The sequence below is a fragment of the Sphingomonas sp. 28-62-20 genome, from assembly GCF_002281505.1.
This window is the reverse complement of record NZ_NCGH01000007.1, coordinates 76,834-101,918: the sequence shown is the minus strand read 5'-3', so window position 1 is coordinate 101,918 and position 25,085 is coordinate 76,834. Positions and strand designations below refer to the sequence as shown.

At 63.9% G+C, this 25,085-nt stretch carries 17 protein-coding genes; 5 read left to right on the top strand and 12 right to left on the bottom strand.

Annotation, left to right across the window (positions count from 1 at the left end; all coding sequences use genetic code 11):
- Positions 1-8: 8 nt before the first annotated feature.
- Genes B7Y43_RS07065 through B7Y43_RS07055 form a run of 3 tightly spaced genes read right to left on the bottom strand, consistent with a single transcriptional unit; the run spans position 9 to position 3,759 of the window.
- On the bottom strand, positions 9-1,025 hold the full coding sequence (locus B7Y43_RS07065) for an ABC transporter permease (protein ID WP_374130927.1): 1,017 nt from the start codon (positions 1,023-1,025) through the stop codon (positions 9-11).
- Between the two features lie 5 nt (positions 1,026-1,030).
- The gene (locus B7Y43_RS07060; RefSeq protein ID WP_374130926.1) at positions 1,031-2,299 is read right to left on the bottom strand and encodes an alanine racemase; all 1,269 of its coding nucleotides are present in this window, start codon (positions 2,297-2,299) and stop codon (positions 1,031-1,033) included.
- The gene (locus B7Y43_RS07055; RefSeq protein ID WP_374130925.1) at positions 2,296-3,759 is read right to left on the bottom strand and encodes an amidohydrolase family protein; all 1,464 of its coding nucleotides are present in this window, start codon (positions 3,757-3,759) and stop codon (positions 2,296-2,298) included. Before B7Y43_RS07055 ends, B7Y43_RS07060 begins: the two co-directional genes overlap by 4 nt.
- A 115-nt stretch (positions 3,760-3,874) precedes the next feature.
- On the opposite strand from B7Y43_RS07055, the gene B7Y43_RS07050 reads away from it, so the two are divergent.
- On the top strand, positions 3,875-5,026 hold the full coding sequence (locus B7Y43_RS07050; RefSeq protein WP_374130924.1) for an alpha/beta fold hydrolase: 1,152 nt from the start codon (positions 3,875-3,877) through the stop codon (positions 5,024-5,026).
- A 103-nt stretch (positions 5,027-5,129) separates the two neighbouring features.
- Here the strand turns inward: B7Y43_RS07050 and B7Y43_RS07045 are convergent, their stop codons facing one another.
- Complete coding sequence (locus B7Y43_RS07045) at positions 5,130-7,133, bottom strand: beta-galactosidase trimerization domain-containing protein (protein WP_374130923.1); 2,004 nt, start codon at positions 7,131-7,133, stop codon at positions 5,130-5,132.
- Positions 7,134-7,229: 96 nt separating this feature from the next.
- On the opposite strand from B7Y43_RS07045, the gene B7Y43_RS07040 reads away from it, so the two are divergent.
- From B7Y43_RS07040 to B7Y43_RS07025, 4 genes are all read left to right on the top strand, one after another.
- Positions 7,230-9,575 (top strand): transketolase, encoded by a 2,346-nt coding sequence (locus tag B7Y43_RS07040; protein ID WP_374130922.1) that lies wholly within the window; start codon positions 7,230-7,232, stop codon positions 9,573-9,575.
- Positions 9,572-10,780, top strand: coding sequence for a threonine ammonia-lyase (locus B7Y43_RS07035; protein WP_374130921.1), 1,209 nt, complete (start codon positions 9,572-9,574; stop codon positions 10,778-10,780). The genes B7Y43_RS07040 and B7Y43_RS07035 overlap by 4 nt, the downstream gene beginning before the upstream one ends.
- A gap of 100 nt (positions 10,781-10,880) precedes the next feature.
- The gene (locus B7Y43_RS07030; RefSeq protein WP_374130920.1) at positions 10,881-11,219 is read left to right on the top strand and encodes a DUF962 domain-containing protein; all 339 of its coding nucleotides are present in this window, start codon (positions 10,881-10,883) and stop codon (positions 11,217-11,219) included.
- Positions 11,216-13,210 carry a serine hydrolase gene (locus B7Y43_RS07025; RefSeq protein WP_374130919.1) on the top strand — a complete coding sequence of 665 codons (1,995 nt, stop codon included), beginning with the start codon at positions 11,216-11,218 and terminating at the stop codon, positions 13,208-13,210. Before B7Y43_RS07030 ends, B7Y43_RS07025 begins: the two co-directional genes overlap by 4 nt.
- On the opposite strand, the gene B7Y43_RS07020 is transcribed toward B7Y43_RS07025, so the two are convergent.
- From B7Y43_RS07020 to B7Y43_RS06985, 8 genes are all read right to left on the bottom strand, one after another.
- Positions 13,207-14,682: a M81 family metallopeptidase gene (locus tag B7Y43_RS07020; protein ID WP_374130918.1), complete on the bottom strand. Its 1,476-nt coding sequence runs from the start codon at positions 14,680-14,682 to the stop codon at positions 13,207-13,209. The two genes, B7Y43_RS07025 and B7Y43_RS07020, sit on opposite strands and share 4 nt — an antisense overlap.
- The gene (locus B7Y43_RS07015) at positions 14,679-16,034 is read right to left on the bottom strand and encodes a serine hydrolase (RefSeq protein WP_374130917.1); all 1,356 of its coding nucleotides are present in this window, start codon (positions 16,032-16,034) and stop codon (positions 14,679-14,681) included. Before B7Y43_RS07015 ends, B7Y43_RS07020 begins: the two co-directional genes overlap by 4 nt.
- The gene (locus tag B7Y43_RS07010) at positions 16,031-17,560 is read right to left on the bottom strand and encodes an ABC transporter substrate-binding protein (protein ID WP_374130916.1); all 1,530 of its coding nucleotides are present in this window, start codon (positions 17,558-17,560) and stop codon (positions 16,031-16,033) included. The genes B7Y43_RS07015 and B7Y43_RS07010 overlap by 4 nt, the downstream gene beginning before the upstream one ends.
- Positions 17,557-18,198: a helix-turn-helix domain-containing protein gene (locus tag B7Y43_RS07005; protein WP_374130915.1), complete on the bottom strand. Its 642-nt coding sequence runs from the start codon at positions 18,196-18,198 to the stop codon at positions 17,557-17,559. The genes B7Y43_RS07010 and B7Y43_RS07005 overlap by 4 nt, the downstream gene beginning before the upstream one ends.
- Positions 18,199-18,286: 88 nt before the next feature.
- Positions 18,287-20,701, bottom strand: coding sequence for a TonB-dependent receptor (locus B7Y43_RS07000; protein ID WP_374130914.1), 2,415 nt, complete (start codon positions 20,699-20,701; stop codon positions 18,287-18,289).
- A gap of 116 nt (positions 20,702-20,817) precedes the next feature.
- Positions 20,818-23,073 (bottom strand): DPP IV N-terminal domain-containing protein, encoded by a 2,256-nt coding sequence (locus tag B7Y43_RS06995; protein WP_374130913.1) that lies wholly within the window; start codon positions 23,071-23,073, stop codon positions 20,818-20,820.
- Positions 23,070-24,047 carry a dipeptide epimerase gene (gene dgcA / locus B7Y43_RS06990; protein WP_374130912.1) on the bottom strand — a complete coding sequence of 326 codons (978 nt, stop codon included), beginning with the start codon at positions 24,045-24,047 and terminating at the stop codon, positions 23,070-23,072. Before dgcA ends, B7Y43_RS06995 begins: the two co-directional genes overlap by 4 nt.
- A 2-nt stretch (positions 24,048-24,049) precedes the next feature.
- The gene (locus B7Y43_RS06985; RefSeq protein WP_374130911.1) at positions 24,050-25,051 is read right to left on the bottom strand and encodes a DUF1611 domain-containing protein; all 1,002 of its coding nucleotides are present in this window, start codon (positions 25,049-25,051) and stop codon (positions 24,050-24,052) included.
- Positions 25,052-25,085 lie beyond the last annotated feature (34 nt).

Here is a 25,085-nt window from a genome sequence, read left to right as displayed (position 1 = left end):
GCGCGCGCTCATGTTCGTGCTCCGGGCCGAAGCCGAGGATCGAGCAGGCCATAGATCAGATCGACGAGCTGATTGGCGATCGTGTAGAAAACGGCGGCAAGCAGCGTGAACCCCATGATCGCCGGAAAATCGAGCCCGGCAATCGCCTCAAGCGTATAGCTCCCCAGCCCCGGCCAGCCGAAGATGATCTCGGTCACCACCGCGCCCGCCAGCAGATCGGCCAGATACAGCGCCATCGCGGTTACGAACGGCACCAGCGCGCTCGGCAGCGCATAGCGCAGCACCACGGTCGCCTCGCTGAGGCCTGCAGCGCGCGCGCGGCGGACATAATCCTCCTGCAGCACATCGAGCATCGACGCGCGCACCAGCCGGATCGCCGATCCTGACGAAGCCAGCGCCAGCGTGATCGCGGGCAGCGCAAGGTGCAGCAGCGCGCTGCCGACGATATCGAGCCGCCCGGCGATCAATCCGTCGATGATATACAGCCCCGTCAGCCCCGGTTCCCCGAGCAGATCGGGGTCGATCCGCCCGCCCGGCGGCAGCCAGCCGAGCCAGCCGAAGAAAATCGCCAGCAGCAGCACGCCGGTCCAGAAGGTGGGGGCCGAAATTGCGATCGTGCTGATCGTGCGGATCAGGTGATCGGGCCAGCGCCGCGCGCCCAGTGCCGCCGCCACCCCCAGCGACAGCCCCGCAGCCACAATCAGCGCAAACGACGCAAAGGCCAGCTCGATCGTCGCGGGCAGCCGCTCCATCAGTTCATCCGATATGGCCCGCCCGCTGCGGATCGAGGTGCCGAGATCACCGTGCACCAGCCGGTCAAGATACAGCCCATATTGTACCCAGATCGGCCGATCGAGCCCCAGCTCGGCGCGGACGCGGGCGATGATCGCCGGGCTGGCATGGTCGCCCGCCACCAGCCGCGCGACATCGGTCGGCACCAGCTGCGCGATGACGAAGGTGATGACCGAGACGCCGAGCAGCACGCCGATCATTCCGGCCAGCCGCCGCAGGACGAGCGCGGCCATCCGCATCAGAACCAGGTCGTGACGGCGCCGGTCACCCGGTAGCCATCATCGACGGTATAGAGCATCCGCCATTTGTCGAAGGTGGTGCAGGGGTGCGACACGCCAAAGCCGATCAGGTCGCCCACGCGCAGCAGCTCTGGTCCGTCAACAAAGGCGTGCTGATCATACAGCACCGGCACCGTGAATCCCGGCGGCATTGGTTGCGGCGCATCGTGCAGCCCTTCGCGGAACCACCAGAGCGAGCGCGGCATCTCGACATCATTACCGATATCGCGCTTGCCGAGCGCGGCGATAGCGCGACCCGGCTCGGGCGTCGACTGGACAACGGCCCAAATTTCGAGCGCCGGACGCAGGCCGCCTGGCGGCAGATCAGATTGCCGCGCGGCGATCTCCCCATAAAGCCGGTCGTACAGGCCGTTGTCATGCGCGATGTAGCAGCCTGATCGTAGAATCACCTTCGCGTCTGCCAAGTCCGTGGCCGCCAGCCGCTCCGCGCACAGATCGAAAAAGCCCGATCCGCCGGCGCTTAGAATGACATCGCCCGGCGCGAACAGGCCCTCACCGGCACAGGCGCTTGCCAGCGTGACCAGCCGCTCCAGCATCGCACCGACCGGGGCAGGATTGGCATCGCCCGATTGGAAAATCCCCTCGAACGCCTCCACGCCGCGCAGCGCCAGATAGGGCGCGGCGGCAACGACGGCGCGGGCGACCGCCAGCCCGGTCGCATGGCTGCGCACGCCGGTCCGGCCGCTCGGAGCGCCGATTTCGACAAGGAGATTGACCGGCCGCCCAATACCCCGAGCCCGCGCCGCATCGGCGATTAGCGCAACGCCTTCGACCGAGTCGACCAGCGCATAGAAATCGAAAGCTGGATCGCGGGCCAGCTCATCGAGCACCCAGTCGATATTGCCGCGCCCGACCAGCTGATTGGCCAGGAAGATGCGATCGATCCCGAACCGGCGATAGGTCCGCACATGGCTCGCGGTGGCCGCCGTGATGCCCCAGGCGCCGTCGGCAATCTGGCGGGCGAACAGCTCCGGGCTCATCGTCGTCTTGCCATGCGGGCAGAGCAGCGCGCCGGTCAGCGCCACGAAGCGCTGCATCCAGGCGCTGTTATGCGCGATTGCCGATTCCTTAAGGACCGCGACCGGATAGAGGCAATCGCCGCGCAGGATATCGATGCCGAGCGCTGGAAGCTCGGCGGGCGAGCACCCCTCGGCCCGGGCAGGCAGGCCCTTGTGCCGCCAGTCGAGCATGATCTCGGGCGGCGTCATGCGCGCGCCAACACGCGGCCAGGACGGGCGGCGGTCGCGGCGGCACCGTCCCACACCTCGGCTCCGTTAACCCAAACCGAGGCGATACCAAGGCTTGGCCGCTTGGGATTGGCAAAGGTCGCGGCATCGGCGATTGTCGCGGGATCGAACAGCACAAGATCGGCAAAGGCACCCGGCGCGATCACGCCGCGATCAGCGAGGCGGAACTGGCGCGCGGGCAGGCTGGTCATCCGGCGTATCGCTTCCTCTATGGAGAACAGCGCCCGGTCCCGCGCATAATGACCGATCACGCGGGTGAAGCTACCCCATAAGCGTGGGTGCGGGTGGGCATCCATGGGCACGCCGTCGGAGCCGATCATCCCGTCGGATGCGCTCAGGATGCGCTCGACATCGCTCTCGTCCATCATGAAATAAATGCCGCCGGCTGGCACCAGCGCATCGATCGCCGCTTCCTCGCTCAGCCCCATTTCGGCGGCGACGTCGCTCAGATCGCGCCCGGCATGTTCGGGGTGGCTGTCGCACCAGGTAATCAGCGTGCGCTCGGCGGCGGCCCAGCTCTTCTTGTTGAGCATCGTTGACGAGGCGGCATAGGGATACATGTCGAACGCGATCGGCTGCGCGGTGGCGGCGCGCGCGACATGCGCCAAAGTCTCGCGCGAGCGACCGAAATTGGCCTTGCCGGAAACCTTGTGGTGCGACAGCACCAGCGGCGCATTACCGGCGCGAGCGATGGCGAACGCTTCGTCGAGAGCCGCGATCACCAGATCGGCCTCATCGCGGATATGTGCGCAATAGACTCCGCCAGCGCGTCCTGCGATCGCGACCAGCGCGTGCAACTCTTCGGCCGGCGCGGCAAAGGCAAGCGGATAGAAGAGTCCGCTCGAAATGCCGATTGCGCCCGCGGCAAAGGCTTCCTCCGCCATCACTGCCATCGCCGCGCGCTCCTCGGCGGTCGCCGGACGATTGACGCTGTCCATCACCGATACCCGCAAGGTGGAATGCCCGACGAGCGGCGCGACGTTCACCGATGGCGGGCTGCTCGTCAGCGCCTCCAGATAGGCAGCAAAACTCTTGAAGGTAAACAGCCCCTGCGGCCCGACCGCGTCGAGCGGCGGCGGCGGCGCCTGGCCGTCAGTCAGTACCAGCGGCGCGAGGCTAACCCCGCAATTGCCGGTCACCACGCTCGTCACGCCCTGGCTGATCTTGCAATCGAGCGAAGGGGTCAGCAACAGCGCGGCGTCATCATGCGTGTGCGCATCGATGAACCCCGGGGCGATGCACAGCCCGGTCGCGTCGATCTCGCGCGGCGCTTGCCTATCAATTCTGCCGATGGCGACGATGCGATCGCCCGCCACGCCCACGTCGGCCTCGAAGCGTGGTGCGCCCGTGCCGTCGACCACCGATGCGTTGCGGAAGACAAGTTCGGGGCGGCGCGCGCCAGCGGGTGCAACTGCGGTCATTGGCTCTCCATCGGCCATCTGTATCGAATCGGAAACATTGTTTCCATATCGAATTGTCTGCGATATCGTCGGCGTACAAAGTCGCCTTACCGCCGACATGAAAAGGGGAAAGCCGTTGCCGATCATCCTCCATCCAGCGACGCCGTGGGTCGTTGCGCTGGGCTTCCTCGTCGTCGGGTTGATCTTCTGGCGTTCGTCGCGCGAACACAAACGCGCTGGGCGGTGGCTGCTGGCGATTCCCGGGATGATCGGGCTGGTCGTCGGTGTGCTGCTGCTAATTGGTGCAGGCGTGTCAGCGACGAAGCTTGCATCGGCACGGTCGGCCTATCCGGCTCCGGGCAAGCTAGTCGACGTCGGCGGCTACCGGCTGCACGTGCTCTGCGAGGGGCCCCGCACCGCGCGGACCGTGATGTGGCTGGGTGGCAGCTATGGGCAGGCGCTTTGGGTGCAGCCAAGCCACAAGCAGATGGCAAGGACTGACCGATCGTGCATCATCGACCGTGGTGGGCTCGGCTGGAGCGATACCGGGCCATTCCCGCGCAGCGTTGACCAGATCGTGTCGGAAACCCGAAAGGCGCTGATCGGCGCGGGCGAAAGACCGCCATTCGTGCTGGTCGGCCATTCCTTCGGGGGCTTATACGCCGCTAATTATACTAACCGGTTCCCGCGCGATGTGGCGGGGCTGGTTCTGCTCGATCCGACCGCGCCTGGCTGGATAGGGCTGTCGGGTTCATTCGGGTGCGCGCCCGGCGACGGATCGCCGCTGACAATGGTCGGCACGATGTTCGGCCTGGCCTATATCGACGCGCTCAATCCGCTGCGGGGGAGCGGGCCCAACCCGTCGCGCGACCGGTTGGGCAAGTTGTGGGAGCCGCTGGTCGCCTGGGAATTGCGGCCCGAGGCGCGCTGGTCAGCGCGCTCGGCGATGGACGAAGTGTGCCGCAACTTCTACTCGATCGTGCGCACCCCCGGCGCGCTCGGCGATGTGCCGATGCTGCTGATCCCGCAGACGCCCGATATTGCGCAGCAGACCAAATACGCGCCCCCCGGCCTCAGCCCTGCCGAGCGCAAGAATTACTTCCAGTTTATGCGCACCGTCTCAACCGAGATGGCCGCGATGTCGTCACGCTCCCATGTGGTGTTCGCGCCCAAGGATGCGGGTCACCTGTTCCTCGATACGCAGCCTGAATGGACAATGGCGCAGGTCCGTGGCTTCCTGAAGTCGCTGGACGAGGGCGCGCAAGGCCAACCAACGCCGCGCCGGTGATCCGACCAACCGTTATGCGAGCGTGGGCAACCCCATTTTCCGCACGCGGGGAGGCTGGATTGCTCCGCCAAGCTGGCAATGACGGATTGAGGATGCGTGTGTTCTAGCTGAACACCACCATTTGGTGGCAGGCGAAGCGGTCGACGGTCGCCTTGCCGTCAACGACGGGCAGATTGATGCCCTGTGGCTCCAGCCGGGCCGCCGTGGTGCCGCCGGGCAGCCTGATGTCGATGGGGCCAATCGCCGGCAGGTCCTCGATCACCTCCAGCGGCCCGAGCACCGTCTGACCTTTCAGCATCGGTGTGGCATAGAGCAGATGCGCGACATGATGGCCATTGGGCAACCGGCGCAATGTTAAGGTCCCTGCCGCAGGCAGTCCTTCCACCGCCATTGTCGGCGCGCCGAGCAGATCGGCGAGTGCTGCCAGCGTATAGCGCTTGACAGCGACACTGCCGAGTTCGCGGTACAGGCTGAATACCGGCTGGGCGAGATAGGTGACCTGTCCGTGGCGGACGCCGCAGTCATAGCCCGATGGCTCGGGCTTGACCGCTGCGTTGATATGGCCGTTAAAATGGTGTGGGGTCCGGTTGAACCAGGGCTCGTGCACCGCGCCGAGACTGAGCCCGTCGGTCGCGCGAATTCTAAGGCTCGGCGCAAAGATCATGAACGGATCGGTAATCCAGTCGGGCCGAAGATCGTCGCGCGGCGCGATGAAGGTCGGATTGAACGGCGACGGGCCGAGCAACGCAGCACCCACCGGCAGCGCAAAGCCGCTGCCGTCCGCCGCCAGCCCGCTTTCAGCGCTCAGCAGCACCTTGCCGCCGCCCGCAAGATAGGCGTCGAGCTTTGTCTTCAGCGCAGGCGCGATCCGCACCCGGTCGGGCAGTATCAGCACGCGGTATGCGCCGAAATCCGCATCCGCGTCGATGACGTCGAACAGGACATGCCCTTCGTTCAGCATCCGCAACGCACCCTCGTCCTCGGGCGCATGGCGGTCGGCGCGGTTGATCGATCCGGGCGAGCGGACCGACACTGCCGACAACAGCGCGACATCGGCGATGTTGACGCTGCCCTCGCACCAGGGTCGCTTCGCCTCCACCTCGGCAAAGACATCGCCGATCATCTGGTAGCTGGTCGTATCAAGCACGCCGGTCGGATCGAGATGATCACCGATACATATCTTGGTGCCATGGGTCAGCATCGCACAGACCTCGTAGCGCAGCGCATTGGGATGCTTCCATGCGCCAAGCTCTCCCCAAACGATATGGAAGCGCGCCGTCACCCCAAGCCGATCATAGGGCAAAGTGCCCGCATACTTCGCCGCCATCGGGAGATGATCATATCCCCAGCCGCCGGTGGGCAGCGATTCGATTTCGATATGGCTGAAGCTTTCGAAGAAATGCCGGTCACCGCGCGGGACCATGCTGGTGTTGTGGAACACCGGCAGGTCGGGTCGCACCGCCAGCGCGGCCTGCACCGATCGGTCGAGATAGGTCTGCAGCACGGTTTTGCGATAGACGTCGCGATCGCCCTCGTTCAGCCAGTCGAGCCCCGCCGCCGTCGCGCCCGCCTGGCAATGCACGCAGCAGCAAGGTTCCTGCTTGATGATATCGAGCCAGAGTCCGTCAGCCTCCGGAAAGGCGCGCACCACCTCGTCAATCTGTGCGGTCAGGTAATCGAGATAAGGGGTGCCGAGGCAGATATATTTCCACGCCGCATCCAGATGTCCGCCGAGCAAACAGCGGAACGATCCATCGGGCGCCACCTGCCGCCAATCGACATGGTCGCGCGCCGATCGCTCGTCCCAGCCGACCGAAACATAGATGACGGTCTTGATCCCCGCGGCCTGGCACGCATCGACCTGCGCGCGCAGCATATCGAAACCGAGCGTCGGATGGCGCGCGCCTATCTGCGTGTCGTAATAGGACCAGCCATGATGGCATTTGGCGAACAGCACGACCGAGTCGACATTGCCATCCTTCAGCCGCTTCGCAAAGGCGGTGGCATCGAAGCGCGCGCCGACATCGGGGATATGCTCGGAGGTGTGGAAATCGAGATGCACCTGCCGCCAGGGCAGCACTGCCTTTGGAACGACCCGTTGTGCCATGTTTCCGATCCGATATCTTGTTTCCGTTCGGAGAAGTGGTAGCAGGTGAAACTATGCGTTACCAGCGCACTTCCTTCCGCCAGTGGAAATGACGTCATGGCCAGTACCACCCTGTTGCCCGCAACCACCTCGCCCGAATTGGTCGAAACGCTCGAGACGATCGATGCGCGGCTGCGGTGGCTCGCGTCATGGACGATCCACAATGCCAATCACCTCCGCGATAGCCGCGACGGGCTGAAGGTCGGCGGGCACCAGGCGAGCTGCGCCTCCATCTCCACGATCATGACCGCGCTGTACTTCGCCGCGCTTGGCCCCAATGACCGGGTGGCGGTGAAGCCGCATGCCGGGCCGATCCTGCACGCGATCCATTATCTGCTCGGACAGCAAAGTCTGAAGCAGTTGGAGGCGTTTCGCGGTTTCAGCGGCATGCAGAGCTATCCAAGCCGCACCAAGGACCAGATCCCCGTCGATTTTTCGACTGGCTCGGTCGGCCTCGGCGTTGCGATCACCGCGTTCGCGTCGCTGGTGCAGGATTATCTCGTGGCGCATGGCAAGCTCGCGTCTGAGGATACGGGCAGGATGATCGCGCTCATGGGCGATGCCGAGCTTGATGAGGGCAATATCTATGAATGCCTGATCGAGGCGTACAAGCATGATGTGCGCAATTGCTGGTGGATCGTCGATTATAACCGGCAATCGCTCGATGCGACGACGGCGGACCGGATGTTCGACCGGTTCGACGATATCTTCGAAACCTGCGGCTGGCGCGTGCTCACGCTCAAACACGGCAAGCTGCAGCGTGCGGCTTTCAAGCAGCCGGGTGGCCAGCATCTCGAACAATGGATCGACAACTGCCCCAATGCCGATTTCGCGGCGCTCACCTATCAGGGCGGGGCCGCGTGGCGCGAGCGGCTGCTGGCCGATATTGGCGGAGAAAAGGGCGTCGAGAAATTGCTGGAAAGCCACGACGATGCGTCGCTCGCGCGGCTGATGACCAATCTTGGCGGGCATTGCATCGAGACGATTCTGGATGCCTTTGCGAAGGCCGCCGATGACATCCCGACCTGCTTCATCGCCTATACGGTGAAGGGGTATGGGCTGCCGTTCGCGGGCCATAAGGACAATCATGCCGGCCTGATGAACCCCGGCCAGATCGAAGGCCTGCGCGACCAGATGGGGATCGCTGCGGGCGACGAATGGCAGCCTTGGGCAGGACTGGGCGATAATGCGCGGGCAAGCGTCAGCGCATTCGTGGATGCATCACCGCTCAACACCAAGGTTGCCGATCGCGTCTTCGTCGATGTTCCCGTGCCGGATCGGCTGCCTGTGCCCGAGGGCGAGGAGCAGGCGACGCAAACCGCATTCGGTAAAATCCTCCTTGATCTTGCCAAGTCGGGCCACCCGTTGGCCGACCATATCGTCACCACGTCGCCCGATGTGACGGTGTCGACCAATCTTGGCGCCTGGGTGAATCAGCGCGGTCTGTTCCGCCGCAAGGACATGGCGGATGTGTTTGCCGCCGCGCGCATCCCCTCGGCGCAGAAATGGGCGGGGCGCCCCGCCGGGCAGCATGTCGAGCTGGGCATTGCCGAGAGCAATTTGTTCCTGATGCTCGCGGCGGCGGGCATATCTGCGCCGCTGTTCGGCACCCGGCTGATGCCGGTGGGCACCGTCTATGATCCGTTCATCGCGCGCGGGCTCGATGCGATGAATTACGGATGCTATATGAACGCGCGCTTCCTGCTCGTGGCGACGCCCGCCGGGTTGACGCTGGGGCCAGAGGGCGGCGCGCACCAGTCGATCAACTCGCCGCTGATCGGGATGGGGCAGCCGGGACTGACCTATTATGAACCCGCTTTTGCCGATGAGGTCGCGCTGCTGATGGGCCATGCCTTCCGCCACATGCAGGAGCCTGATGGGGGCGCCGTCTATCTGCGCTTGTCCACCCGCAGCATTACGCAGGTGAAGCGCGAAGATGACCGTTGGGAGCAGGGGGCGATCAAGGGCGGTTACTGGCTGAAGCGCCCCGCGCCGGGCGCGGAAGCCGCGATCATCGCCACCGGTGCGATCCTGCCCGAAGCGCTGGAAGCCTGGGAACAGTTGCAGGACGACGTGCCCGGCATCGGTTTGCTCGCGGTCACCTCGCCCGATCTGCTGCATCGCGGCTGGTCGGCGGCACGCGCGGCACGATGGGGCAAGGGGGGCGGCGAGGCCGCGCACATCGCAACCTTGCTTGCGGCGCTGTCGCCGACCGCAGGCCTCATCACGGTGATCGACGGCAGCCCCGGCACGCTCAGCTGGATTGGCGGGGTGCGCGGCAACCGGGTGTCGCCGCTCGGACTCGACCGGTTTGGGCAAACGGGCGACTTGCCCGATCTATACCGCGAATACCGGCTCGATGCTGAGGCTATTCTCGATGCGGCGGCGGAGCTGTTCCTGTGAGCGACCGGCTGATCACGATCGATGATGTCCGCGCGGCGGCTCGGGCGATCCATGGTAAGATTGAAAACACACCCTTCCTCCACTCGCAGACACTGTCTGAGCTTACCGGCGCCGATATCTGGCTGAAGTTTGAAAACTTGCAATTCACCGGCAGCTTCAAGCAGCGCGGCGCGCTCAACAAGCTGTTGTCGCTATTGCCCGAACAGCGCGCAAAGGGTGTCATTACGGTTTCCGCCGGCAACCACGCTCAAGGCGTTGCCTATCATGCTGGCCAGCTCGGCATTCCGGCCACGATCGTAATGCCGGTCTCGACGCCGTCGGTGAAGGCGCAGCGCACGGCCAAGCTGGGCGCTGAAGTGTTGCTGATCGGGGCGAGTTTCGCGGAAGCCTCGGCAGAAATCCCTCGATTGATCGCAGCGCGTGGGCTGACTTTGGTCCATCCGTTCGATGACGATCTGGTCATGGCGGGGCAGGGCACCGTCGCGCTGGAAATGCTCGGCGCTCGGTCCGATCTCGATACGTTGGTGGTGGCGGTCGGCGGGGGTGGCCTGATCGCTGGCGTGGCGACCGTCGCGCGGGCGCTGCATCCCGGGCTCGAGGTGATCGGCGTGCAGAGTGACCGCTTCCCATCAATGGCCAAGCATATCGGCAAATGGGACAAGGAGGTGCCTGGCGGTGCCTCGATCGCCGAGGGCATCGCGGTGGCAGTGCCGGGCGAGCGGACGCGGCGGCATGTCGCGGCGCTGATCGACGACATTATTGTCGTGCCCGAACACCGGATAGAGACCGCGATTGCGCTGCTGCTGCAGATCGAAAAGACGCTGTGCGAAGGCGCGGGTGCAGCGGGGCTGGCGGCGGTGCTCGCCGATCCGGAGCGGTTCCGGGGCAAGCGCGTGGGCCTCATCCTGTGCGGCGGCAACATAGACAACCGGCTGCTCGGCGCGATCCTGCAGCGCCAGATGGTCCGCGACGAAAGGCTGTTCAAACTGTGTATCCAGCTCGCCGATCAGCAGGGGCAATTGGGCGTTCTTTGTACCGAGATTGGCCTTGCGGGCGGCAACATCAACACCGTGGTCCATGATCGCACCTTCCTGGTCAACGACGCCAAATCGGCGCGGGTCGAGCTAGAGGTCGAAGTCGCCGATCCGGCGATGCGCGCGGTGATCGAGGCGCGCCTGGCAGCGTTGGGGTTCATTCTGGAATAGCCGCGTTGGATCGAGATGGATCGATGCGTTTCTGATTGGAAATATTTGATTGGCAATCGTCTGCCAATCGTTACGTTGCCCCCAACATTAGGAGGATGTCATGGCCACCCAAGCGCCCGCCACTTTCGCTGACTTTTGGCCGCATTATCTGCGCGCGCACCAGAACCCGACCTCGCGCCTGCTGCATTATCTGGGCACGTTCGGCACGATGCTATGCTGGGTGCTGTTCGCGATGACCGTCAACTGGCTGTGGCTCGTCGCGGCGCTGGTGGTGCCATACAGTTTTGCCTGGGCGGGGCATTTCTTCGTTGAGAATAACACGCCGCTCGCCTTCACCAAGCCGCTCTGGTCGCTGCGCGCAGATTTCCGGATGTTTGGGCTGGCACTGACGGGCCGGCTGGTGCCGCAGATGAACGCTGCCGTGGCGGCTGCGCGATGATCCGCCGCGCGCTTCTGGCCGTCGGGTTTATAGTATCGGTTGCCGCCGCCGCCACAACAATCTTTTTTCCGACGCAAGCTGGCGTCAGCAAATCGGTGTTGGCAGGTGACTTGGAGTCCGTCGAACGGGCGTTCGATACCGCCTTCGCCCCGAACGGCAAGTTCCGTTACACCGGTGCCGTCGTCACGGTGGTGCAGGATGGCAGGATCGTCTTCGCCAAGGGCTATGGCCATGAAGACAGCGCTGGCAAAATCCCCGTCGATCCGGTGCAGACGCGCTTCCGGCTCGGCTCGATCACCAAGACGATGGCCGGGGTGGGCATCGGCAAGCTGCTCGATTCGGGTAAGCTCGCTTCGCTCGATACCCCCGTCAATCAGATGCTTCGCCGGGTGAAGCTGCCCGACAATCAAGGGCAAGCGATTACCGTCCGGATGCTCGGCACCCACCAGGCCGGGCTAGCCGAGGCGCGGATGCCATTCCAGCGCGCGGGTATCCCCAAGCCAGCGATCGACGCCGCGTATCTGCGCGCCAACTTCCCGGGCTATCTCGTGCCGGTGAATAGCGGCTCCAACTATTCCAATTTCGGCGCCGCGATGCTTGGCTATGCGATCGAGGACCAGACCCAGCAGAGCTTCGCGCAGTTCGCCGCGCGGGAGATTTTCGCGCCGCTCGGCATGACACACAGCCTGATCGTCGAGGATGCCCGGCCCCAGGCGCGGCTGGCGGATGGCGACGCCTTTTACCCCAATGGCGGCAAGCGCCAGATCCCGAATCTGTGGGCCAACCACCCGATCAACGAAGCCGCTGGCGGCCTCGCCTCCACGGGTGAGGACATGGGCCGTTACATGATTGGCCTGATGGGCGGCGGCTCGGGCATTCCGGCACTGCTGTCGACGAGCGGCACCGCGATCATGGCGCGGCAGGGCGGCACGCATCCGCTGACGCAAGGCTATGGCGTGCTGTTCATGGTCAATGACTGGAACGGCAACCGGCTGGTCGAACATGGCGGGCGGACGCTGGGCGCGAGCGCCTATATGTCGCTGCTGCCCGATCGCCGGACCGGCATTTTCGTGGCGGTGACGGGCGACTATGGCCAGGCGCTGCCCGGTGCCGGGCTGCTCGGCCTGCCCGATGCGCCCGCGCCCGACAAGGCGATGCAGGGCAAGACACTGCCCGGCCTGTCGCAAATCCGCGCAATCGGGCTGGAAGCATTGCTCGACCGATACCGCCTGCCGATCGCGCCCAAGCCGACCGCGTTCAATCCTGCCGATTATGCCGGCCAATATGTCGGCCAGCGGCGCTCGATCCGGTCGGTCACCCAGATTTTCAGCGATACCTTCCTTGGCGGACCGCTGACGATCTCGCTGGGCAAGCCAGGTGAGATTCTCCTTGGGCGCACGCCCTTTCGCCAGGTGGCGAAGGACGTTTTCTGGCACGATCCCGCGCTCACCCTCGATCGGCCTTCGGGCTGGAGCGACATCATGGTGTTCCGCCGCGATGCGAGGGGCGCCGTCAAGGACATGAGTCTGCTCTACACCGATGTCGTCTTCGCCAAGGCAGCTGGGCCGATCACCCCAGCGCGAGCCAGTACCGCGCTTGTCTGGGGGGCGGTGATCCTGCTGACCGGCCTGCTGAGCTTCCTCTGGGCACGTGGCAGCCGCGGGCGAATCATCGCCCCCGTCACGGCGGCGGCGATCATCCTGTCGCCGATCGTCTTCTTCCGGTCCTGGCCGAAGTCGGCGGTCGAGTCGCTCAGCTATGTCTGGATCACGCCCGGCGACCTCATCGTCTTCCAGCTTTGGCTGAACGCAACGGCCCTTATGGCGGTGGTGCTGATCGTGCTGGCGGTGATGGGCCTTCGTCGCCCGCTCGCGCTCGCCGGATGGCGCGGTACGCTCGGCCGCTGGCATTTGCGCGCGCTGGCGCTGGGCGCTGTATTGCTGCTGTTCGGCTATGGCTGGTACGGGATGATCGGGTTGAACATCGGCTAGAACGGCGCGCCCGAGATTTTGCCGTCAAGCGGCCAGATCGGTCGAGACACCTTGCGGTATGGCAGCAATCGCGGATCGGGCGTGAGCGCGCCGGGGGTCGAGACGATCACGATCCGGTCGCTCAGCTTGCGGAACGAGGCCTCGAAATGGTTGGAGGATTTGACCACTACCGCGCGCATTGCCGCCAGGTCGATGCCAAAGCTGGTGAATGCCTCGGTCGCGAAGCACTGCGTCCGCGTCGCCGACAGCACCAGCGTCAGCCCGCCGCCCTCGACGCACACCGCCTTGCCGCTTGGCCATTGCCCGCCGCCAAAGGGCTGGCGCAGATCATCGGTGATGCCGATCACGCGGACCTCCAGATCGAGCGGATCGCCCGACAGGCGTGAGGCCCCGCCACCGATCCGCAGTGGCAGGACAGCGCCCACGCCCGCCGCCTCGCACAGCATCACCGCGACTGGATCCCAGAAGATGCCCGCCGCGATCCCGCTCACGCCCGCATCGAGCAGCGCGCGAACGAGATGCGTCGCATCGCCCGGCGCGCCACCGCCGGGATTGTCGGCGGTCTCGGCGAGAATCAGGGGTGGTCCCTCCCCCGATATCATCGCCGCTGCTTCAGATGCCGACACCAGCACCGGCTGACACGCGGCGCGGATCGCCTCGATCCTTCGGCCAAATAGTTCGGCCACGTCAGTGGCGAGGTTTGCGTCGCCATTGGTCGTCACCCACACCCGCGTGCCAGTGTCGACGACATCGCCCCAGGGAAAGCCATGGGCGATCGAGATGTCGAGGATCGCCGGGTCCGCTGCGGTCTCGGCGATCAGGTCGTCGACCAGCACGCGCATCGGCTGGCGATAGGTGTTGAACACCCCGATCGTCCGGCAATTCCAGGCGCGCATGACGGGCTTGATCGTGCCGTTGGCATGCGAAACCGCCAGATCGACCAGCCGGTCCGCTGTTGCGAAGATGTCGTCGTGCGGATATTCCTTATAAGCGATCATAACATCGGCCAGATTGAGCATTGCCGGGCTGAGGTGGCAATGCGGATCGAGCAGCGCTGCGATCGTCACGCCGGAGCCGACAATGCCGCGAACCCGCGTCATCAGGTCCCCCTCGCAATCGTCATAGCCATCGGCGACCGTCGCGCCGTGCAGGCCGAGCAGCACGATATCCACCGGCCCCGTCGAAATCAGGTCGCCCAGCAATGCGTCGCGCAGGGCTTCATATGTGGCGCGAGCGATCAGCCCACCGGGTTGCGCGCCTGCACACAGTCCCTGAACGACGCTGATCTCACCCGCTGCCTCTAGCGCCCAGGCGCGGCGCAAAGGGGCAGCAATTAGCGGCGGATCGGCGTCACGCGGCAGGGTGCCCGCCGGGTGGAGCCAAAGCTCGGCAAAGCGCCCCAGGTCGATCGGCAGCGGGGAGAAGCTGTTGACCTCCGCCCCAAGCGCCCCGGCAAATGCCCGCAGCGTCATACGGTCGCTTCCGGGAAAAGACGACCGCGGAAAAGCAGCATTCGACGGCCATCGCTGAGCCGCATGAAGCGCTGCTGCGTCGGCAGGCGCGCCGTGCCAAAGCGGGTGAGGAACAGCTCGCCGGTCGGGTCGTCGGGTTGTCGGCGCATAACGACATCGACTGGCGCGCCGAAATCGCCCGCATCGGCGGTGGGTATGAAGCGCGCGTGCAGCCCCTCGTCATGCGGCGACACCTCGACTGCATAGCGCGGCACGGCATAGCGCCCGGCATAGCGCGCGGGGTCTGCCACCGGCACCGGCGTTGGCCAATCGGGCAGTGCATCGGCAAGCGGCATCCCGTGGTCAGCCTCAAGCGCTGCCCAGATATCAGCGAAAAGTCCGCGCGCATCGCCACCATTGCAGCACAGCACCAGCGCCAGGTCTTGTGGGGCTACGATCCGCAGGAAGCTGTTTTGCCCGGCTACCGCGCCGTCATGGCCAAAGGTTTCGCCGTTGCGCGTGAAGCGTTGCAGGCCCAGCCCCCAGCCGGTCGCAAAGGTCGGCGTCGGTCCCGCCACTGCCAGCGCGCGCATCGCGGCGATGCTGGCGGGGGCGAGCACGTCGGGACACTCGCCCATCAGCATCGCGGCAAAGGCCAACACGTCGCTCGGCGTCGTCCAGGCGGTTGCCCCGGCCGGCGCCATCGCGCGGCCGTCGGTGTCGGGGGGGAGGGGGACTGGCTGCCCTCGCGCATCGACTCCGTGCGAGGTCCCGACGTCGTCTTGAGGGATCGCATCGAGCCGCGCCCCGGTGCGCATCAAGCCGAGCGGCCTGGCGAGCCGATCGACGAACATCCGGTCCCAAATATCGCCGCCAGCGACTTCGGTCATCCGCCCCGCGATCGCAAACCCCGCATTGCAATAAGAAAAGCCCGTCCCCGGCGCTGTCACCTGTTCGAGCCGCTTGCCAGCCGCGACATAGGCGGCCAGCGCGTCGTCACCCTCGCTCGGCCCGTCGAGGATATCGCCGAAAAACCCGCCTCGATGCGAGAGCAACTGGCGCGGGGTAACGGTGGCGGCGGCGGCTTCATCGGCCAAGACCAGCTCGGGCAACACGGCCCGCACGGGCGCGTCGAGGTCAATCCGCCCCGCTGCGACCTGCTGCATCACGAGCGCGGCGGTGAAGACCTTGGTCATCGACCCGAGCCGGAAAATGGTATCCGGCGTGACGGCGGCGACCGTGGCCATGTCTGTTACACCCGCAACCGCGACCGCCGTCTCGCCTTTATGCCGGATGGCCAGCGATGCACCGGGTACGCCATTGGCAGCGATTGCGACCGCCAGCCGGGTCGACCAGGCCGGATCGCACATCATCGCCGCCGCAGCGCCAGCACATCCACTTCCAGCGGGCGGATCGGATCGAGCCGATAGCCCGCCAGGTCGCGGCGAACGACATTGGCGACATGCGTCTGCTGTAAATAGACATAGGGCAAATCGGCATTGACCCGAATCGCAATCTGGCGATGGAGCGCGGCGCGGCGGACGGTGTCAGGCTCATTGGCGGCTTCGGTGATCAGCCGGGCGACCGTGGGATTGTGATACCGTGCCGGGTTGTCGACCCCGGCCTTAGCAGGATCGAACCAGAAATTGAGCACCCCCGACGCATCATCGGTGCTCGCGACGAAGCCCATCAGCACCATGTCATAACTGCCGCGCTGCATGCGATCGACATAGGCCGGGATCGACAGCCGTTCGAGCCGCAGCTGAAAGCCAAGCGGCGCCAGCACGGCCTGGATATATTGCGCGACGGTATCGGTTTCGGCCGACACACCGGGATAGATCATCACAACCCGCGTACCCTTCGCCACGCCTGCCGCATGGGCCAGGGTAAGCGCTGCCCTGGGATTGAAGCGGACGGGGTAAAGCGCCGAATCATAGCCGGGCATGCCGGGGGCGAGCGGCCCGCGAAACTCGCTCACGCGCCCCCCACGAACATAGCGCACGATCGACTTGGTATCGATGGCTGCTGCAATCGCCCGCCGCACCCGGATGTCTTGAAACACTGCGCGATCGAGGTTGAAGGCCAGGTTTTGATAGGCTGGCACCGGGGCCGCCACCACGCGGACCGCAGGGTCCCGCTCCAGCCTTGATAGCGATTGGGCGGGCATCAGCACGGCGATGTCGCTGGCGTTGCGGCTCACGCTCAGCCCGCGGACGATTGGGTCGGCGATGGCGCGATAGACGATGGTGTCAAAGACAGGGCGCGATACCCGCCATCCGGGGTTGCGATCGAGCAGGATCACACCGCCGCCCCGCGTGGGGCGGAGCTGATAGGGGCCCGAGCCAGCGGTGTTCGCCGCCAGCCACCCCGCTGCCCGGTCTCCACCCACTGCATGCGCCATGACGCGCGGATTAATGATTGATGCTGATCGGTCGGCGAGCATTGCCGGCAGCCGCGGGGTTGATCCCTTGGTGGTAATGCGGATGGTTTGCGGGTTAATGGCGGTTACGCTGGCGATGTTGTCGATCAAATAACCGGCATTGCCCCGCCCGATCGCCAAAACCCTGTCGAGGCTGAATTTGACGGCGGCGGCATCAACGGCATGGCCATCGGCAAATTGATGGCCAGGTGCAAGCCGGAACGTCCAGACCCTGAGCGCGGCGTCGCTTGACCATTTGATCGCCAGTTCCGGTCCACCGCTTGGGGCGACCAATTGGCGATAGGCAGGAGAGGCGGGGGCAAATTCCTCGGGCGTGCGCGCGGTTGCTGGGTCAAGCGGTCCTGGAGGGGATGACAGCGCAATCCGCAACGTCGCAGGATTGGCGGCCCCAAGACAGCCTAGCCCAAACACTGCAATCACCGCACGGCGCAGACCCTCTCGCCGCGCATGCTGGGTCATTCCACGACGGTGTCGCAATTCACCGAGACGATCCAGGCCTCGCTTTCACCCGCGTTGAGATAGGCATGACCCTGACGGCTGTCGATATAGACGCCCTCGCCCTCATCGAGAATCTGCGAGGCATAAAACTCGGTAACGACTTCGACACGGCCCTTGAGGACAAAAGCAAATTCCTCACCATCGTGACGCAGCAGAGGACCAAATTCGGCGAGACTATGCGCTTTCACAAGCGAAACGATGGGAATCATGCGCTTGGCGCGCAGGCTCGTGCACAGGTAGTTATAGACATAGCCGGCCGTCTCAATCTGTTCACCGCTGCCTTTGCGGGCCCAACTCAGGCGGGCAGCGCCAACGGGCATGGCCGTGTCTGACGCGGGTGGCGCCAGAAATTCCGACAAGGTCAGCCCAAATCCCTGCGCCACTTGCAGTAAACGGTCGTAAGTCAATGACAGTGCGCCGTTTTCTACCTTTGACAAAGTCGAGGCGGCTATCTTGCTGCGGGCACTCAATTCGTTGAGACTCCAGCGGCGATCATTGCGCAGCTGACGGATATGATCGCCCAGATTGGTCGGCGCATTGTCTTCGATCACCGCAGAATCGGGTGCAGGCGTCAATCGAGTTGCCATTTTTTTGTCCAACAGGGTGTGAGGCTATTGCTATACGACACACACGGTGATCGGCAACCTTTGACGGACGGCAGTCGATGCTGCCGTCCGTCTCCCTAAATTAGAACTTGAACCCGGCTTCAATCGCGAAGGTGCGCGGTGCCGACAGCGACTGGTACACCGTGCCGACAAAGCTGTTGTAATCCAGGCCGGTGCGAAAGACTTGGTTGGTCAGGTTATAGACGCGGCCCGTGATCCGCCATTTGCCTTTGGCATCGCCCACCCCGACATGGACGCCGAGTTGGGTCGTATCGCTGACGATACGAATCTGATCAATGCCGTCAGTAACGTTGTATTTCGACCGCAGCTGAAAGTCTGATCCCAGATTGAACGCCAATGCGTCGGAGATCGGGCGATTATATTCGGCGGTGAGTACGACGCTATGACGCGGCACAAAGGGAAGGGTTTGCCCGGTCAGGTCGGTGGTCAGCGTAGGCCGACCGGCCGGCACCGGCACCAGGAAAGACGCAATCGGCGCATCAGGATAATTGTCGTACGTGGCGTCCTGATACCCATAGCTGGCCGTGAAGGTGAGTTCCTTGATCGGTTGCGCGGCCAAGTCGATTTCAAGGCCGTTGATCGTTGCCGATGTGTTAAACGTGCTGTTGACGACAAAACCGGTCGGATCGATCCGGAAGAACGCGCGCTGCAGATCGCTGTAGTTCGACCGGAATAATGAGATGTTGGCGGTCAGCTTGTTGTCGAGCAGGCTGGTTTTTAGGCCGATTTCATAGCTGTTGACGATTTCGGGCCGAAAAGCACGCTGCGCGGCGTCATTTGCGGGGGGCACCAATGCCGCTGGGGCCAAATTGAACCCGCCTGACCGGAACCCGGTTGAATAGGTGAAATAGGCCGTCACCCGATTATTGGGCCGCCAGGTGATGCTGGCATTGGGCGAGAAATTGCTGTTGCCACCGTTGTTGAGCCGCTGTGTCGGAATCGGGGGCGTCAGGAATTGCACCAAGCCGATGGCGTTGCGTGCATAGGATGCGTTGATGGTTTCATGGGTATAGCGTCCACCACCTGAAATTTCGACTGTATCGATCGGTCGCAGCGTGATCTGCGCAAATCCCGAGATGCTCTCAATCTCGTTGGAACTGAGCGTCGTTTGCGTGCCTGCACTGGTCGGGAAATTGAAAGCATAAATCGCGCCCAGCGTCGGATCCACCGCAGCCGCTGGGCGGAGGATCGCCTGCAGGGTCGGGCTGGCGGCCAGCCGCCCCAGCGTCACGACGCCGCCCAGGCCACCCGGCGCCAGTGCAGGCGCAAAGGGTGCGAGCCCCGGGTTCACCGTCAGGATGAAGTCCGAACCGATCAGGTTACTATCCGATGAACGGCGATCATCCTTGAAATAATAGCCGCCGACTTGCCATTCGAACACGCCACCGGTCGGCGACAACAACCGAAGTTCCTGGCTGAACTGGTTATAGGAAACCGGCTGTACGCCGGTCAGGATATTGAATCGCGTCGCATCACCATCGCGATTGAATACCGATTCAATCGATCGATAAGCGGTGATCGACGACAGCTTGAATAGCTCGAAATCGATATCGGCATGGCCAGCAACGCCCCAGACTTCACGCTGTTCGCGGTTGATGTCATTGCGCGTGGGGACGATTCGGTCAAAACCGTTGCCGTCATTTGCAGCGTTGCGATAGATGACGCCGGAACCGCCATTGATCGAATAATCGGCCACGGCATCGGTATAACCTGTCCGGTTATCGTCTTTTTGATAATCCCCCGATATCCATAGATCGATATTATCCGAAGGATTATACCGTAGCTGACTTTGGAAGGCGTAACTTTTGCTGCCGTTGACGCGGCCACCGCCGAGTTCCCGGTCAAAGCCGTCCGACGCACGATAAGCGCCTGAGAATTTGGCCGCGAAGCCGCTGCCCAAGGGGCCACCAACGGCGGCCGCGCCGTAGACCGAGTTAAAGCTGCCATAGCGGAACAGCCCCTGGGCGAAGAATTCGTCGCCCGGACGGCGCGTGACGGTATTGATCGCGCCCGAAACGGCATTGCGTCCGTACAGGGTTCCTTGCGGCCCGCGAACGACTTCAACCCGGTCAATATCCACAAGCAGCGTGTTGATGCCCGAGTCGTCGCCGACAAACACGTTATCGACGAAAATGCCTGCGCGACCGGGAATGCCACGGATCGTTACACTGCTGCGGCTCGCCAGGTTATTATTCTGAAAAATGCCGACGTTAGGGACACGCAGCGCAAGATCTGCAAAATCCTGAAGACCCTGCTGCTCGACCTGCGCCGCGCTGACGACCGCAACAGATGCCGGCACGTCGATCAATTTGCCTTCGCGGCGTGATGCAGTGACGATGATGTCGTTGCTGCTCTCATCGGATGCTGTTGAATCGGCCGGAGCGGCCGAAACGGCGTCTTGGGCAGCAGCCGGGGCTGCGATGGTAAGCGCGACTGCGACAGCAGTGGCGGAAACTCCCGAAAGAAACATGCGCATGACGTAAACCCCCTCAACCATCGATCGTTTGTTTTGATGCGAAAGTCTGACTCAGTTCGATCGGTATGTAAACTAGATTCTCCGATCGGAAACGTACGTTTCTGAAACGGTCAAGTTCATTGAGGCGCGGGATGGAGTTTGCGATCCAGATACCGCATCGCAACGGCATAAGCGAAACGCTCGCGTGGCCAGCCGCAGCAGTTCACCCGGTGGTTGACCTCGGGCATCGTAAACAGCTCAACATCACCACCGACGGCGATCATGCCGTCAATAAACTTCATCGCTGGGGAGAAGCCGGCATTAACGTCGAGCGGTTGAGGCATAACCAGCACCGATCCCTTAATTTCGCTCAGCCGTGCAAGGTTCGATCCCGCCGCATATCCCACAGGGTTCTGCGTCGGCAGGCCCATAAATGGTTCAATATAGGTCGGGTGATCGTTAAAATCAGACGGCGGCGCCATCGCCACCGCTGCCCGGTAGAGATCGGGCGCATCGATCAGCGCACGCTGCGCGAGATAGCCCCCCCAGCTGTTGCCGAAAATGCCAACGCGCGTCAGATCCATCCAGGGGCGTGTTGCTGCGGCAGTGCGGACCAATTTCGCGTGATCTGCAATGACCCCCTGTGGCCAGCGCCCGTAGGTAGCATCCCGAAAGGCGCGGCCACGACCGGGTGTGCCGGGGGCATTTACATAGACAACGACGAACCCCTGCGCCGCGAGTAACCGCCCCATCAATGCATTATAGCCGCGCCGCCACCAGCCAGTGGCATAGGCATCACGCGGCAGGAAATCGAGTTGCATCCCGCCATAGATGATCTCGACCACCGGATAACGCCGTGCCGGATCAAAATCGGCAGGCCGCACGATGATGCCGGTGGTGGTAAAGCGGGGATCGGTGGCGGGCGTCTCGACCGCCTCGATCCTGGGTAGCGCGTCGCCCATCTTTGCGTGCGCGATCGTTGCAACCAGCTTGCCCCTCACCGTGCGAACCTCAGTTACTGGCGGCATCAGCGGCGTCGATCGTGTCACGACCAGATGGCCACCATTTGGGGCAAAGGCGATGTCGCGCGTGTTGCCGGCGGGCGTCAGCCGTTCGATTTTCCCGCCGTCCAACCCAACGCGATAGAGCGCGGCCTGATAGGCTGTTTCCCGCGCGGCAGTAAAATAGACCCAGTCGCGGTCGATGCTGACGATATCCTCGACCGCCCACGCCCCAAGTGTCAGCCGCCGGACCAGCTTGCCACCGTCATCGTAGCGATAGATGTGCCGCCACCCGTCTCGCTCTGACAGGTACAGGAAACCCCCGCCGGCCAGCGGTCGCGCCAGGACAGGCGACAAGGTCATCGGCGTGTCGAGATAGGTATTGCTGTTTTCGGTCAGAATCGGCGTGACCTTGCCCGTGGCAGCATCGGCGCGGAAAATGCGTAGCTGCTTATGGGTGCGATCGATCACCTGATAGAGCAGCGATCGGCCATCGGCGAGCCAGCCGATCAGGTTAAGGTAATGATCACCGATCTCGCCGGTATCAATCGCGACGCGCGCGCCGGTGCTCGCATCGATCACCGCCAGCTCAAACCGGTGCATCGCATCCCCGGCGCGGGGATAGGCGACCTGGTCAACGGTCGGCGCGCGCGTCAGCCAGCGCATGAGCGGCTCGTGATGCACAGCGCGGCTGTCGAGCTTGACCGCCGCGATCCGCGCGCCATCGGGCGACCATACCGCGTTCAACCCTTCCGACGATTCCTCGGTATCGAGCCAAGCATATCGGGGAATGCCGTCGCTCGTCAGCGCGCGCAACCGGTCGCTGTCGGCATCGCGGATGACGATATTGCTGTCCTGCCTGCCGATGAAGCGCCGGCCATCAGGCGATGCGCCCTCCATCAAGGGGCCAAAGGTGGTGGGGAACTGATCGGAGATCATGCGCGGCCGGGTCGTCGCTGCCATCCGCGTCCGTGCAACGTCTTTCGTCACCGATTGCGCAGCGAGATTGACGGCATAAACGACCGAGCTCTGCGCCAGGAACAGGGTGGCGCGATCTGCAGCCATCCCGTCGATCGTCATTGCGCCGGTTGCACCCGCCTTATCGAGCGCACGGCGAAGCCAGGCGTCTTCGGCGATAGGTGCAGCCTTGCCGGTGCGGACATCAAGCAGCATGAAGGCCAGCGATTTGGCGCTGCGCCGATAGAGCAAATGGTGCACATCAACCCAGAACGTCTCCGGGTCGCCGTCAACAACTTGGGCATCCTCACCCGCAAGCACCATATCGATCGCCGCCAGCGTCTCGCGCATTGGCGGTTCGGGCGCGGCTGCGGCCCCGGTCAGCAGCAGCGCTGCCGCGGCGAGCACCAGCCAAGCCGGGCGCGCGGCGATCATCCCCACAGCGCCGGTTGGGGCGGATCGAGCACGCCGTCGCGACACGCCATCGCGCTTTCCCAATCCTCGATTTGTAGCAGCGGCCCGTCGAGATCGACGAAATCGCAGAGCTGCCCGATCAGGGCCGCCGGTGCCATCGCCAGCGACGATCCAGCCATGCAGCCGACCATCAGCCCGAACCCCTCGTCGCGGGCGGCATGGGCGAGCGCCAGCGCCTCGGTCAGCCCGCCGGTCTTGTCGAGCTTGATGTTGACATGGCTGTATTTTCCACGCGCGCGGGGCAGATCGTGGCGGTCATGGATCAACTCGTCGGCGCAGATCGGGATCGGGGAGGGATAGCCCGCCAGTGCATCGTCGCCGTTGACTGGCAAGGGTTGCTCCAGCAGCGCGACTCCTAGTGCCTGCAATTGCGGGGTGAGCGCGACCATCTGGTCGAAACTCCAGGACTGGTTGGGATCGACAATGAAGCGCGGCTTCGGTGCGCCTGCGCGTGCTGCGGCGATAACCGCGATCGGGTCCTGCGCATCGACCTTGATCTTGAGCAGATCGAACGCGGCATAGGCGGCGGCGGTGCGTTCGACTTCGGTCACGGGACGCATCCCGATTGTAAAGGCAGTCGCGATCGGACGGAGCGGGGAAAGGCAGGCTGCCTGCCAGGCTGGCGTACCGGAACGCTTCGCTTCGAGGTCCCACAACGCACAATCAATTGCGCAGCGCGCGCCTCCAAAAGGAAGCAGTGACAGAAGTGCTTCGCGATTTACCCCAGCCTCAATCGCGCCGCGAACCGCATCGATCTCCGCCAGCATCGATTGTGGTGTTTCGTCCTCATAGATGATGCCATATGCCTCGCCTCGCCCGCGATGATCGCCGTCGCTCAGCGTCACCAGGATGCCGTCGATCGTCGTCATTGTGCCGCGTGAAATGGTGAACGGCTCGCGTAAGGCCCAGCTGATCGTGCGCGCTTCGATTCGCATCGTTACATCGCCTCGATCAGGTCGGCGATCGGCCCTATCCCGCCCTGCATCGGGTCACAGGCGGGTAGCCCGGTCTCTGCGGTGGCCGCTGCAAGGGCTGCGGCACGCTGGTGTGCGCTTAGTTTTACTGTGTTGAGACTGACGCCGACGAAGCGGACGCTGGGATTGGTCAGCCGAGCGACCATCAAATAGCCCGAAATCGCCTCGGTATAGGATTTGATCGGGTAATCGGGAAAGCCGTTGATCGCGATGCGGGTCGGATCGTGGCAGAGGATCAGCGCATCGGGCTGGCTGCCGTGGAGTAGGCCCAGCGTGACACCGGCATAGGCCGGGTGAAACAGCGATCCCTGCCCCTCGATAACGTCCCAGTGATCGAGCGTGGCGTCGGGCGACAGCTGCTCGGCGGCACCTGCGATAAAGTCGGCAACCACGGCGTCGATGGCAATGCCTTCACCGGCGATCATGATCCCGGTTTGGCCGGTCGCCCGGAAATCAGCACTCAGCCCGCGTGCCTTCAGTTCGCGCGCAAGCGCAAGGGCGGTGTATTTCTTGCCGAGCGAACAATCGGTGCCAACCATCAGCGCACGCTTGCCCGTGCGGCGTCGCCCACTGGCGATGGGCAACACACGATCGGTGTGGCGTACGTCGTGGAGTTTGCGGCCGAGCCGGGCCGCCGCGTCGACCACCGCCGGAATGTCGCGCAGCCGTGCATGCATCCCGCTGACCAGATCGAGCCCGGCTTCCAGCGCGCTGATCAGCGACGGCACCCAATGGTCGGGCAGTGCCCCGCCGATTGATGCCACCGCGACCACCATTGACCGGGCGCCTGCGGTCGCTGCTGCCTGTGCATCCATCTCAGGGAGGCTAAGATCGACGCCGCAACTGGGCAAGCGTTGCTGGCCGACGACATCGCCATCGCACCAGTCGCGAAGGCCAAACGCGGTCTTGGCGAAGATATCAGTCTGCACGTCGCCCAAAAAGAGCAGATAAGGTTTTGCGATCATGGCCTGCCCGGATTGCTTTCTCCCTTTGGCTAGC

Coding starts and splice junctions, on each gene's coding strand:
- B7Y43_RS07015 (WP_374130917.1), bottom strand. CDS start 16,034: ATGATGTGCGATCCGGCCTGGTCGACCCGGCTGGCGGTCGCAATCGCT.
- B7Y43_RS07010 (WP_374130916.1), bottom strand. CDS start 17,560: ATGACCCAGCATGCGCGGCGAGAGGGTCTGCGCCGTGCGGTGATTGCA.
- B7Y43_RS07060 (WP_374130926.1), bottom strand. CDS start 2,299: ATGACGCCGCCCGAGATCATGCTCGACTGGCGGCACAAGGGCCTGCCT.
- B7Y43_RS07040 (WP_374130922.1), top strand. CDS start 7,230: ATGGCCAGTACCACCCTGTTGCCCGCAACCACCTCGCCCGAATTGGTC.
- B7Y43_RS07055 (WP_374130925.1), bottom strand. CDS start 3,759: ATGACCGCAGTTGCACCCGCTGGCGCGCGCCGCCCCGAACTTGTCTTC.
- dgcA (WP_374130912.1), bottom strand. CDS start 24,047: ATGCGAATCGAAGCGCGCACGATCAGCTGGGCCTTACGCGAGCCGTTC.
- B7Y43_RS06985 (WP_374130911.1), bottom strand. CDS start 25,051: ATGATCGCAAAACCTTATCTGCTCTTTTTGGGCGACGTGCAGACTGAT.
- B7Y43_RS06995 (WP_374130913.1), bottom strand. CDS start 23,073: ATGATCGCCGCGCGCCCGGCTTGGCTGGTGCTCGCCGCGGCAGCGCTG.
- B7Y43_RS07045 (WP_374130923.1), bottom strand. CDS start 7,133: ATGGCACAACGGGTCGTTCCAAAGGCAGTGCTGCCCTGGCGGCAGGTG.
- B7Y43_RS07000 (WP_374130914.1), bottom strand. CDS start 20,701: ATGCGCATGTTTCTTTCGGGAGTTTCCGCCACTGCTGTCGCAGTCGCG.
- B7Y43_RS07065 (WP_374130927.1), bottom strand. CDS start 1,025: ATGGCCGCGCTCGTCCTGCGGCGGCTGGCCGGAATGATCGGCGTGCTG.
- B7Y43_RS07020 (WP_374130918.1), bottom strand. CDS start 14,682: ATGACGCTGCGGGCATTTGCCGGGGCGCTTGGGGCGGAGGTCAACAGC.
- B7Y43_RS07030 (WP_374130920.1), top strand. CDS start 10,881: ATGGCCACCCAAGCGCCCGCCACTTTCGCTGACTTTTGGCCGCATTAT.
- B7Y43_RS07025 (WP_374130919.1), top strand. CDS start 11,216: ATGATCCGCCGCGCGCTTCTGGCCGTCGGGTTTATAGTATCGGTTGCC.